Raw genomic sequence first — 13,668 nt, forward strand, 5'->3', positions numbered from 1 at the left:
GGTGTTCAAGGTGAGCGAACCATCAAGACTCGCGTCTACAGCTCCAATGGTCAAGAAATTGATCGTCAAGAACTATCTAATGAAGAAACCTTGGCTCCAGTAACGCAAGTTGTTAAAGTTGGTACAGCTAAGCCGCATTTGGTTCCAAACGATGCGCCAAAAGCAGATGCTTTAGAAGAGTTCGATTTAATTCCACTGTACAATCTATTAGCGGAAGCGGATCAAATTAAAGCTCAGGCACGTTATTTCAATGATAGTCTGAGTCATCAATCTAGCTATGATACTGCTTTGACAGCAGGTCAAGCACTCCTGAACCAATCACATGCTAGCCAAGCAGAAGTCAACCAACTGGTGGGACAAATCAATCAAGCCAAGGCTCAGTTAAGCGGTCTTGAGGTTGTCAAAACGGCTCTTCAAAACGAGTACGATTTAAATCCAACTGTTAAAACAACTGCTAAATATAAAAATGCGGATTCAGATAAGCAGACAGCTTATACTGACGAATTGACAAAGGCAGAAGGAGTTCTGAATAATCAAACTGCTACACAAGTGCAGGTCAACCAAGCATTTGCTAGCCTGACAGCAGCCAAAGAAGCTCTAAATGGAGTGCCTAAAGTCAAGCCGGCAGTTTCCATTCTAAGTCTGACAGAAAATCCTGATGATAAGTCGGTTACAGTCCAATATAGACTGGAAGACCAGACCCAGTCCTTCCGTTCAGCGACTGCAGAATTATACCAGGGAGATCAGCTTGTCCGCACTCTTCCGATTACCAATTTCGCAGGAAGTCTGAAGATTGACGACTTAGACTACTACACAGGCTATACCCTGAAAATCAAGCTGACTTATGAACTGGATAATGGCAGCTTCACAGAACTTGAAACGGACAGCCGCAATTTTGAATTGGAATACAAGAAGATTGCCTTCCGAGATATTGATTCGGCCGAGTTTTACAGAAAAGAAAACGACCAGTTTAAGCGCGTCGTGTCCATGAGCTCTATGCCTACGGATCTGTCTACCTACTTTGTCAAAGTCAAATCAAGTGAATCTAAGGAAATGCTCCTGCCGGTTCACAGCATAGCGGAAAGTCATAAGGATGGCAGAGATGTCTATAAGGTGACCGTTTCTCTGCCTGAGCTGGTCCAAGAAGCTGAGACAGGCTATAAGGCTGGTTATGACTTCTATATCAGTAAGGCAGTCCCTAGCCAGCAAAATGTCTACACTAGCTTTGCTGGATTGGTAGACGCTATGAAGCAAAATATGGCTGGCAACTATGTTCTGGGAGCAGATTTGGATGCTAGTGAGGTTAGTCTGGCTCCTGCAGATTATGTATACCTCAAAGGGAACTTCACAGGCAGTCTGACAGGTAACCATGATGGCAAGCAGTACGCGATTTATAATCTGGCCAAGCCTTTATTTGAAAACCTCAAGAGTGATTCCTCTATTTCTAATCTGGACCTGAAAGAGGTCAACATTGTTGGTACTTATGACTCAGCAGCCCTGGCTCGCAATGCAGAAAATGCTCGAATCACAGATGTTTCAGTCCAAGGTAGAGTAGAAGTAAAAGAAAATGCTTCACAGGTAGCAGGTTTGGTCGTTATTGCTAACAATACCCAAATTTCCAATAGCTCCTTTACTGGAACTATCGTGTCAAATGATAAACAGGGTAAAGAATACAATGTAGGTGGTTTGGTTGCCAATCTCAAGGGAGGAAACTCCTTGATTAGCCAAAGCAGGGCAGATGTGACTATTCTAGCAGGCGCTAGAGCCAACAACCAACGCTTTGGCGGTCTGGTTGGCCGTTTAGAAAACAATGCCCGCATCAGCCGCTCTTATGTAGCTGGTAAGATTCAAAACTCTACTAAAAACGGTCAGATTGGTGGCGTAGTTGGTTCCAATTACTTCAATGGCTTAATTGATAATGTCATCAGCAATGTCAGCGGTACAAATGTTTACAGTATTTCTGGCGATCAGGGATATGAGAATAACCGTATCACAGAAGCTTATGCCGTTGAAGGAAATAAAACGCTGGAAAATGACAAGTTTGTCACTTCAACACTGACTCTGAACGAGGCAGAAGAGAAGCTAGCTAGCTTAGACATTACGACCACGCTGGAAGATACGAATCTCAACCTTTATTCTGTCAACTATGCCCAGGAAAAGAATGCTCGAGAAGACCGTTTAATAGCTTATGCTAACATGGAAAAACTCCTTCCGTTCTACAATAAGGAGACCATCGTTGCCTATGGAAATAAACTTCCAGATCATCACAAGCTCAATACAGAGTATTTGCTGGATGTTGTTCCGATGAAGGGCGACCAGATTATCACTGATATCAATAACAACAAGACTGGGATTAACCGTCTGATGCTGCACTTTGAGGATAATACGGTTGACTATCTGGATCTGACCTATAAGGGAGATTTCAAATATAAGGCAATTGCAGAGTACAGTGTAAATGGCTTAGATCTCCTTTATACTCCAGAGGCTTTCCTATCAGACTATAGCAGGGTTCTCAATCAAGTGCTGCCGGAGTTGAACAAGGTTGTCCTGGACTCACCGGCTATGCGAACTGTTTTAGGCGTGAATGCTGACACTTCTCTGGATGATCTCTATCTGGATACGGCTTTTGACCAAGTCAAGACCAAGCTGTCAGAAGAGTTACGCAAGGTACTGGCTATGGACAAGTCTATCAATACGGAAGGCAATGTTGTAGCAGACTATATAGCTCAGCAAATTAAAGACAATAAAGAAGCCTTCTTACTTGGTCTAACCTATCTCAACCGTTGGTATAATATCAACTATGACAATATCAATGTCAAGGATTTGTCAGCCTATAAATTTGACTTCTTTGGAAATCATAATGCTTCAACCTTAGATACCATCATTTCACTTGGTAAGTCAGGCATGAACAATCTTAAAGCTAAGAACAACTATATGGCTTATGATGCCTCGCTTTCTGAAGCGACTGGTAAACGAGGGCTCTTTAACTATCTGGAAGGCTATCGTCAGCTCTTCCTGCCGGACAAGAGCAATAATGAATGGCTCAAGACCAATACAAAAGCCTACATCGTTGAGGCCAAGTCGGATGTGCCAGAAGCGAGACAGCTTCAGGATGCAGCCGAGGGCAAGAGCAAGTATTCTGTCGGCGTTTATGATAAGATTACTGCTGATAATTGGGAACACAAGGGCATGCTTCTACCACTCTTGACCATGACTGAGAAGGGTGTCTATGCTATTTCCAATATGTCTACCATCTCTATGGGAGCTTATGATCGCTATCGCCTTGATGCCAATGGCAGGGTTCGGACAGATGCAGAGCTAGCTGAATTTGTCGAAGACAGAGTGAGAAAAACTGCTGAATACCAGCGCGATCACTATGACTTCTGGTATAAGATTCTAAGCGATGAAAGCAAGGACAAGCTCTTCCGTTCTGTTCTGGTTTACGATGGATTCTCATTGGTTGACAAGACTGGTCAAAGATATTGGGCTCCAGCTAATGACAAAAAATCACTGGCTATGCAGGAGTTCTTTGGACCAGCTGGCAAGTGGTATCCAAGCAAGGGCTACAATGCCTATGCTACAGGAAGTGTAACCCACTTTGATGCAGCTAAATTGTTAGAAGACTATGGTAACTCTGTCTACACGCATGAAATGACCCATAATTCTGACGGTGGCATCTACTTTGAGGGCAATAGCCGCCGCGAAGGTCTGGGAGCTGAGCTTTATGCTCGCGGACTCCTGCAGTCCACTCCAAGTGCAGATGAGGCAACTATTACGCTCAATACCCTTTTCAAGGTGGACAAGGATTCTAAGACGCGTCTACACACATATAATTTCAAGGAACGCGTTCAAAATGCAGAAGACCTGCAGCACTATGTCCATGGTATGTTTGACATGATCTACACCCTAGATTACCTAGAAGGTACCTCTATGCTGAAGCAGAGCGATGACGCTAAGCTTCAGTGGTTCAGGAAGATGGAGAATTACTATGTTACTGATAAGTATGGTAAGGAAACCCATGCCGGTAACCAGACGCGAAGCTTTACTGCTGAGGAAATCAAGCAGCTGAAGACTTTTGACTCTCTGATTGAAAATGATGTGATCACTCGTCGGGAGAACAAGGATAGTGGGAAATATGGCCGAAATGGCTATCTCAGTCTCAGCCTCTTCTCACCAATCTACTCAGCTTTAAGCAATCCAAATGGAGCGCCGGGTGATGTCATGTTCCGCCGCACAGCCTACGAGTTACTAGCAGCCAAGGGTTACCATGAAGGATTTATCCCTTATGTTTCTGGTAAGTACTCTAAGGAAGCCTTTGATGAAGGTAAGAAAACGTGGGATGGATGGTCCGGAAGAGATGTTGGTCTCGTAACTGACCAGAAAGTCTTGGAAAATGTATTCAAGGGTGAATATGACTCCTGGGTAGCCTTCAAGAAAGCTATGTATAAGGAGCGGATTGATCAGCTGACCAAGCTTAAACCAATCACCATTGAGTACGAGCTTAGAAATCCAAGCAGTACTAAGAAAGTAACCATTCGCTCTTATGAAGAGATGCAGAAGCTGATGGACGAAGCAGTAGCAGAGGATGTACGCAACATTACTAATGCAACCAGCCGTGTTGATGCTAGCTGGGTCAACCTGCTCAAGAAGAAGATTTATAATGCTTATATTCGTGAGACAGACGACTTCAGACAGTCAATCTTTAATAAGTAAGCGGCAAAATGTTTTTCAGAAATACATTTAAAAATATCTAGACTAAAAAAGTCTAGGTATTTTTTCTGCCATTTATTTCTAATATATCAATAATAATCCATCCAAGTCTGAATAAATCCATTTTTTGTGACTTTTTTGTAACGAAAGTAGACAAAGAATAGAAAAATGATAATAAAAATTGCAGTTTACAAGGCGTAAATTATAATTTTTATGTTATAATTGATATGTATATGTCATATTTGCTTATCATATACGAGTACTATCATTTTTAGTTTGGTAATAAATCTTGATTTAAAATCGGCTGAAAATGAGGGGGTAGACAGGTGATGGTGTGCCTGCCAGCATTTGTCTAAAATAAAATATAAAAAGAAGGAGGACCGCATTCAAGGTGAAACAAACTTATCATAAAGTGTCTCATGCTCTGATGACTTTGCTGCTTTTGGTATCAACCTTTCTTCCCTTGTTAAGCTCAAGTCCTAGGGTTTCTGCTGCAGAGTTAGGTGAAAGTGATTATCAGCTAACTACAGATGTCACTATTAATACTAATCCTTTAAAGGATACAGGCTACGGTGAAGGTAAATTTTACATTGCTCCGACCTATACATTTGCAGATAGCAAAGTATTAAATAATGGTGATACCATGGTTTATCGTGTTCCATCACAGTTCAAAATTGAGCGAACTTTGGAGGAAAACATAAGTGCACCGGATGGTACTGTTGTTGCCAAGTTGGTGACAGATCCTGTTACCAATACAGCGACCATTACTGTCACAAATGCTGAGTATTTTGCGAAAATGCCAGATACCAAGCGTATTCAATCTTCTTTCACAGTGGTTTGGGCTGATAATATGCCTTATGATCAAGAGCAAGAAGTTAATTTCCCAGGTGCTAGAACCTATAGGCTGAAGCGTATCAAGGTTGATGAAGAACCTCAGGGGTATTCCAAGTGGGGTGTTCAGGATTCTAAGGATCCAAACTACGTCAACTGGCGTATCCGTGTCAATCGTGATGTCCAAAATCTTGGTCAAGTTGTCATTGAGGACGCTATTCCAGAAGGTCAAGAGCTGGATGAAGATTCAGGGATTACAGGTTACTACTTTACTGAGTGGGAAGGTGCTTCTGGCACACGTAAATCCTTTAACCCAAGCGATGTCGTTTCAATTACAGACTCCAATCATTTCACAGTTAATGCTGGGGATTTGAGTGGAAGAGGTATTTATGTTATCTACCGGACTCGTTTGACTGAGCCAGTAGATAAGGTAACCAAAAAAGCCTTTAACGATGTAACCGTTACATCTAATGGGCAAAAGATGCCTGATTTGTTAGCACGTCCATTCGCGCCTTTGACAACACTTGATGGTGTCGGGGAAGGTACCCGTTCTGATGAAGTTATCTTCAAAGTCAAAAAGGAATTGACTGGCCGCAATTTGGCAGATGGTGAATTTACTTTTGATTTGATCAATAAGGATGACAACGACAAAGTTGTTCAAACGGTAACAAACAAAGACGGTGCCGTAACCTTTAAGAAACTTCGTTTCAAAAATGAGGGAACCTTTAACTATGTCATTCGTGAACGAGCAAGCAATCTGCCAGGTGTGACAAACGATGCCAATTCAGACATCAATGTCACTGTTACTGTAACAGACAACAACGGCGTTAAGACAGCAGCGGTTAATTATGACCGTGAGGCTTTCACCAATACATACAAGTTAGAGCCAGCAAATGCAGCGATTACCGCTAAGAAAGTTCTGGATGGTAAAGCACTTGAAGCTGGTAAGTACACTTTCAAGCTGACTGAGGTTGGCGGAAATAACGTGGAACTTCAAGCAACAAATGATGCTAATGGTGATATCAAGTTTCCTGAAATCAACTATGATAAAGAAGGGACTTATACCTACAAGCTGACAGAAGTAGCTGGAAATGAAGCGGGAGTTACTTATGACAGTGCAGAACATACTGTGACTGTCACAGTGACTGAAAACAATGCCAAGTTGGAAGCTGCTGTAACAGACAACAATCCAACATTCACCAACAGATATAAAGACTATGGTGTCAGCTATGAGTTTCTCAGCTCTAACCCAGCCTATCCAAACCTGCCAAAAGAAGTAACTGATTTGCTTCCAGCAGATACTAATCGCTACACTAGTGGTACTAATGTAGACGCTAAGCAGCCTGCTAAAACAAGTGTTACAGTTACTGAAGGCACATGGACTTTCGAAGGCTATGCAGAAACGAATGCACAGACTGTTGCGGATAAGGACCTTAAATTTACTGGTAAATGGAATTTCACTCCAGCGCCGAAATATAAGGTGACTTATGAATTTGTAAGCGAAGATCCGAATCGCGCCTTACCTGCAGAGGTAACAGAATTGCTGCCGACCGATGCCAATGAATACACAGATGGTACTGCAGTTCAAGCGGTTCAGCCAGCCAAGGATTCTATTGAAGTAACTGGAGGTACTTGGAAATTCCTTAAATATGACGCGGATAGTAAAACTATTGCAGGCTCAGATGTCAAATTTACAGGCACATGGACATTTGAAGCTAGACGTCCACAAGGACCAACACCACCACCATCTTCTTCAGATTCGACACCACCACCGTCATCATCTGGTGATAAACCAGGCGGTTCGAAAAATGGAACCCCAGGTAATTCATCAGATAAAGATGGAAAAGATGTTACTGGATCAGCAACTGGCAAAAAAGTTTTGCCGAAAACTGGCAGTGAAACATCTATCTTTGCGATAGCAGCAGGATTTGCACTGATTCTTTTATCAGCTCTTGTCTATCGTTTCAAAAAAGCTAATTAATTTTAGCCAGACAAATCATCTCAGCTAGCTGAGATGATTTTTTCTTGTCTTTGTACCTAGATGATTTTAGCTTTTCTATGAGGAAGAATAGAAATGAAATACTAGAAGTAGAGGTATCATCATTTCTCAAAATCATTAATACCTGCTGAAAATCTATTTGTTCAGGCTTTCTTTGTGCTATAATAAAGAAAAACGATGAGGAGACATTCATGAATCAAACTGTTCAATATTTACAAGAATTAACGGCTATTCCTTCCCCAACAGGCTTTACGGCTGAGGTGGCAGACTATTTGATAAAGACGCTGGAAAGATTGGGCTATGAGCCTGTCCGGACCAATAAAGGCGGCGTTCATGTTGTGGTTAAGGGTGAAAATGATGCCCAGCATCGGGTAGTGACTGCCCATGTGGATACACTGGGGGCTATTGTTCGGGCTATTAAGTCTGACGGTCGTCTCAAGCTGGATCGGATTGGTGGTTTCCCTTGGAACATGATTGAAGGAGAAAACTGTCTAGTCCATGTGGCTAGCAATGGTAAGACTATCAGTGGGACTATCTTAGTTCACCAGACATCTTGCCATGTCTATAAGGATGCTGGGACGGTTGAACGTACTCAGGACAATATGGAAGTTCGTTTGGATGAAAAGGTGAGAAATGAGAAAGAAACGCGGGATTTAGGAATCGAAGTCGGTGATTTTATTTCCTTTGATCCTCGTACCACAGTTACCGAGTCAGGCTTTATCAAGTCTCGCTTTTTGGATGACAAGGTCAGCGCAGCTATTTTGCTAAATCTTTTGCGCGTTTATAAAAAGGAAAATATTCAACTGCCGGTGACGACTCATTTTGCTTTCAGTGTCTTTGAAGAGGTTGGTCATGGGGCTAATTCCAGCCTGCCGGCTCAAGCGGTAGAGTATTTGGCGGTTGATATGGGGGCTATGGGTGACGATCAGCAGACAGATGAGTATACGGTTTCCATCTGTGTCAAGGATGCTTCGGGGCCTTATCACTACGGCTTCCGCCAGCATTTGGTAAATTTGGCTAAGGAGCAGGACATTCCTTACAAACTGGACATCTATCCATTTTACGGATCAGACGCCTCTGCAGCTATGAGCGCAGGAGCAGAAGTCAAGCATGCTCTGCTAGGTGCCGGCATCGAATCCAGCCACTCTTATGAACGTACCCATATTAATTCAGTTGTTGCGACAGAGCGTATGGTGGATGCTTATCTAAGAAGTGGCTTGGTGGAGTAAGTGAACTTCATTCTATCTTATTGGCTGGGATTTCCATGTAACGTCAGTTCTATAGAAAACAGGAGCTCTTTCTTAACTATCTCAAAGGCTAGAAACTTAAAAACCGATTCGTCAGTGCACTGCTAATCGGTTTTTAGTTTGCTATATGTAAGTAAATTGATTACCTAACACTCCATACACTGACAGAGCCTTCCTCCACAGGGAATTCTCCCCAGCCTTGGTCGTCAATAGTTACGATTTGAGAGCTGTTACCCAGATAGTCGCTGAATTCTCTGCCAGCCCATTCTGGACCGACAAACATAGATTTGCTGGTTGCTTGGTCATTACTGATAAGGACAGCGATTGGCTGACCGTTGTCCTTGCCTTGGCGGGTCCATCCGATACAGTTGGCTTCGTCGAAGTAGTCGGTCTGCTCGCCATAGGCTAGATTGAGGCGGATGTCTAGGAGTTTATCCAGTACCTCTTGAAAGCTCTCTTGTGCAAATTCTCCTCTAATGCCATAGTAGTCTCCGTAAAAGACGCAGGGCAATCCAGCTTCTCTTAGAAGTATGAGAGCATAGGCCGCAGGCTTGAACCATTCTTCGACGGTAGACTCCAGGGCCTGCCCTCTCTGAGTATCGTGGTTGTCCACAAAGGTTACAGCTGATTCGGGGTGATTTTTTGCAAGTGTTTGGTCAAAAATAGTTCGCAGGTCATAGTCTGCTCCAGATTTGCTGGCATCAAATAAATTATGATGAAGTTTAACATCAACTAGGTCAAAGCGGTAGTCAATATTTTCTAGATAATCATTATTGGCCTTTTCGTCGCTATTCCAAAATTCTCCAAAGACATAGAAATCATCGCCGTATTTCTCAGTAATATCACGGATGAAATTCTTCATAAAGAAGGAATCGATGTGCTTAACAGCATCTAAGCGAAATCCATGTACACCAGTGCTTTCAATGAACCAATGGGCCCAGTCGTAGAGATTTTGGATGACTTCAGGGTGCTTGAAATCAATATCCGCATACATGAGATAGTCATAGTTGCCGTTCTCATTGTCTACTAGCTCATCATCTGCCCAACCTTTATTGTCCCCTTGGATGAGAAAAATGCCTGACTTGTTGTTTTTGGCATCATAGTCAGTGCCGGTGAAGTGGTACCAGTGCCATTCAAAGTCATTATAGGCTTTTTTGCGGCCCGGGAAGACAAACTTAGTCCAGCCTTTAATCTCGAAAGGTTCTGACAAGACCTTTGTGCGGTCGTTAGGATCAACTTCAACAACGGTAAAACGCTCTTTATAGTCAGCTGCGGCCTTGTGATTGAGAACCACATCAGCAATAGCTTCGATGCCGTTCTGCCCAAGCGCCTCAATCGCTCGAAGGTATTCTTCCTTCAATCCATACTTGGTGCGGACGGTCCCTTTTTGGTCGAATTCTCCCAAATCAAAAAGGTCGTATACACCATAGCCGACGTCATTAGAGCCTGTTCCTTTGAAGGCTGGCGGCATCCAGACCTTGCGAATTCCTTTCGATGCCAAGTTTGGTGCATCTTCCGCCAAGCGGTTCCAATGCTGACCGTCATCTGGCAGATACCATTCAAAATACTGCATTAAAGTTTGGTTTTCCATATAAATTTTCCTCTTCATTCTCACTGATTGGCTTTATTGTACCAAAAGAAGCAGAAAGGCGCAATCGTTTGCGTCTTTCTGCTTCTATAGATATTTTGACATCTTTCATAGATAAAAGATAGAATAGATTGAAATAAAAGCGCTTACATAGTATAATGGACTTATTATAAAAGATTTTATCTAAAGAAAGGTGTCTTTATGAGAAAGAAAAGACTAGTTACATTACTCCTACCAAGTTTGTTACTTGCACCTTTGGTATTGGCGCAAGCTGTTCAGGCGGATGAGGCGACTCAAGCTAGCAGCGAGCGCACGGACAATCTCAAGACAGAAACAGTTGCAAAGGCTTCTGAAACTGGCTCCAAGGACCAAGAGTCAACGGCAGTAGAAACTTCAAATCAGACTTCTTCAGAAGATTCGGTGCAGGAAAAGCAAGACAAGGCACCGCTTGCGGCTGAGGGAACGGTACCTAGCCTTAGCCCAGCGCAGGAGCAGGAGCTTCTTGCTTTGGCTAAAGATGTCAGCTCAGCACCCTCCGCTGCCTCAACTGCTGTGAAAGGCCAAGATTTATCTGCCTATACTGGCGTTCTTTCAAATCCTTCCCTCTCAGATAAGGAAATAACCCTGCAAGAGGCTGTGGATGAGTTACTCAAGTGGGCAGCAGTCAGTGATTCTCAGTTGGGGAGCAGTGCCGAGGATAGAGCAAATCTTGCAAAGAGTCTGGGGATGATTGAAAAAGAGGCTGATTTGACAGCCAGTGTCCAGGGTGCTAATCTGCAATCTATGTATTCGGTTGCCAAGCGACTGCATGATGCTTATCGCTCCGAAAAGAAAGAGCCCCTCTTTTTAAATGGTCGTTCACAGCCAATTTTTCCATATAGTAGTGGTGAAGACAGATATGAGGAGTATACTTATGAAGGCAGTGAGATTGTTCGTTTCCCAGTCTATGTAGAGACTGACTACGATTCGGATGGCGACGGTAAGCGAGATTTAGTTAAGGCTATTGTGCAGCTTCCTAAAGCAGTTGCTAAGGGTGATTATAAGGCTGCGACAATCTTGGAAGCTCGTCCCTATGTCGCTGGAACCTTGGACGAAGACCATGTGACGCTAGAAAGTCTCAATCTGCCGACAAACGGTTCTTATGACATGAAGAGCCTGCGCAATCAGCCAGCTAAGCGCCAGCCAGTTTCTAGCATGAGCAGTATTGATGCAGCAAAAAGAGCAATGTCATCGGATTGGTATTATTACAGTCCATATGAGGGGATTTATGACTATGAAAACTTGAACTGGTATGATTATTTCCTCGTCCGAGGTTATGCCTTTGTTTCTAGCGCTGGTCTAGGAACCAAAGGTTCTGAAGGTTTTAATACTACTGGCTCTGATTTAGAAATTGAAGCATTTAAAAATATTGTCGAATGGATCAATGGTAAACGAACGGCCTACACAGACAGAACTAACAATATCGAAATCAAGGCCGACTGGGCTAATGGCAAGGTCGGCATGACTGGTCTGTCTTGGGCTGGTACGACAACTTTCGGTGTGGCAACGACTGGCGTTGAAGGCTTGAAAACCATTGTTCCAGCAGCTGGAATTGCCAGCTGGTATGATTATTTCAATAGTCAAGGGTCGGCTTACACCAATCCGCCCTACAGTGATTTATCTTGGCTGTCGCTCTATGTCGCTACACGGGTGCTGGATCAAAAGGATTGGGCTGCTATCAGTAACAAGTATGCTGACTACATTAATCAGTTAAATAAGGACCAGAATGCCCACGGCCGCAATTACAGTCCGGTCTGGCAGGAGCGGGATTACACGCTACATCCAGAAAAGATAAAGACCAGTGCCCTGCTAGTTCATGGTTTGAATGATGACAATGTCAAAACCAAACACTTTGAGCTCATGTATGATGCGCTAAAAAAAGCCGGTCAAGATGTGAAACTTTATCTTCACCAAGGGAATCATATCAACCCAGCTGCCGTATCTAGAGGCTTTGGTATTACAGCTAACAAGCAAGATTTTTATGACCTGCTCAATACCTGGTTCTCTCATTACCTTTATGATGTAGAAAATGATGTCAGCAAACTTCCTGCTGTTTTAGCACAAAATAACTATGATCCCAATAAATGGACCAGTTATGATGATTGGAAAAGCAGTAATCGTTTGATTCTGACAGCTCAGTCCAAGCGCTTAGAAGAAACGATTTCTAGTGACTACGCAGGAGCGGGGATTGATACCAGCAAGCGTGATGAAGCGGTTAGCAAAGCTTCTTCTAAAGCTAATTTGACCTTTATGACAGATGTCAAAGAGGATATGACCATTAAAGGACATATCCCAGTCCATTTCAAGGCGGCTCTGGCAAAGGGTGGTGGAAGTAATCTGCAGGTCAATGCTCTCTTAGTAGATGTATCAGACCAAGAGTTTGATGTGGTTGGAAACGGCGCAGCCAGTGATGAAAGTCAGAAAGATGGCTTCTGGATGGGCAGCAATCTCAGCAATATGGATATCAAAAATTTTGCGACTGTCAAAACCAAATACAAAGTCATTGCCAAAGGATGGGTCAATCTGGCTAATCCAGAATCGGGCTATGTGCCATCTAGCTCGCAAAATAATATTGATCCTCAAATTGGTCAATTCCACGACTATACAGTCTATTTGCAGCCTAATCTCTATACGGTGAAAAAAGGCCATAAGCTGGCTCTGGTTTTCAACACGTACGACCCAAGCGACCTCACGATTGATCGTCAATATGAAGTGACTTTCAAGACGGACTCTATCAGTGCGCTAATACCTACTTTGGAAGCTAGTCGCCTGCAAAAGGCAAACTATATACCGAATGCTCTTGATACAGCTTATGCAGCTCTACCAGAGATTATTGGTGCGAAATTAGTCGCACCAGCAATTTTAGAAGTTCCTGAGTATATCTTAGATAGCGAGGAAGGCGGAGAAGTTCCGTCAGTTCAGTTAGCGGTTCATTATGCAGAACATTATGATCAGGCAGTAGGAAAAGTTCAGAAGATAAGCAAGCAGCAAGCTCCAGCTGCCTTACCTGAAACTGGCAGCAATTCAGATAAGGGAATCCTACATCTTGGCCTGACTCTGCTGGTCAGCACACTAGGCTTATCTAGTTTAGCAAAGAAATACTCACAACGTTAGTGGTTCTGTTCAAAAAGCAGCTAGAACTTCATAGTTAGATGAAGTTCTAGCTGCTTTTAGCTTTATCTTGTATCCGACCTTAGGCAGAGACGAGACAAAAAGCCGCAAAAAGAGTATACTAATCTGTATAGAAATCGGTA

General features: G+C 43.1%; 5 protein-coding genes. 4 read left to right on the forward strand and 1 reads right to left on the reverse strand.

The window, feature by feature from the left end:
- The 3 genes from O3627_RS09625 to O3627_RS09635 form a co-directional block, all read left to right on the forward strand.
- On the forward strand, positions 1-4,713 hold a 4,713-nt coding region (locus O3627_RS09625), incomplete at its 5' end, for a ZmpA/ZmpB/ZmpC family metallo-endopeptidase (protein ID WP_371621365.1).
- Positions 4,714-5,101: 388 nt separating this feature from the next.
- Positions 5,102-7,522 (forward strand): SHIRT domain-containing protein, encoded by a 2,421-nt coding sequence (locus O3627_RS09630; protein ID WP_125383158.1) that lies wholly within the window; start codon positions 5,102-5,104, stop codon positions 7,520-7,522.
- 209 nt (positions 7,523-7,731) lie between these two features.
- Positions 7,732-8,769, forward strand: a complete 1,038-nt coding sequence (locus tag O3627_RS09635; RefSeq protein WP_125383159.1) for a M42 family metallopeptidase — start codon at positions 7,732-7,734, stop codon at positions 8,767-8,769.
- 160 nt (positions 8,770-8,929) lie between these two features.
- Here the strand turns inward: O3627_RS09635 and O3627_RS09640 are convergent, their stop codons facing one another.
- Entirely contained in the window at positions 8,930-10,396 is a 1,467-nt protein-coding gene (locus O3627_RS09640; RefSeq protein ID WP_125383161.1) for an alpha-amylase, read from the reverse strand.
- A gap of 180 nt (positions 10,397-10,576) precedes the next feature.
- Between O3627_RS09640 and O3627_RS09645 the strand changes: the two genes are divergently transcribed.
- Positions 10,577-13,528 carry a CocE/NonD family hydrolase gene (locus tag O3627_RS09645; RefSeq protein WP_343091883.1) on the forward strand — a complete coding sequence of 984 codons (2,952 nt, stop codon included), beginning with the start codon at positions 10,577-10,579 and terminating at the stop codon, positions 13,526-13,528.
- Positions 13,529-13,668 lie beyond the last annotated feature (140 nt).

The organism is Streptococcus sp. 27098_8_82, from assembly GCF_041431615.1.
Classification (GTDB): Bacteria; Bacillota; Bacilli; order Lactobacillales; family Streptococcaceae; genus Streptococcus; species Streptococcus sanguinis_K.

Bases quoted from the DNA above. Each gene is read 5' to 3' on its own strand.
- O3627_RS09635 (WP_125383159.1), top strand. From the start codon at position 7,732: ATGAATCAAACTGTTCAATATTTACAAGAATTAACGGCTATTCCTTCC.
- O3627_RS09645 (WP_343091883.1), top strand. From the start codon at position 10,577: ATGAGAAAGAAAAGACTAGTTACATTACTCCTACCAAGTTTGTTACTT.
- O3627_RS09640 (WP_125383161.1), bottom strand. From the start codon at position 10,396: ATGAAGAGGAAAATTTATATGGAAAACCAAACTTTAATGCAGTATTTT.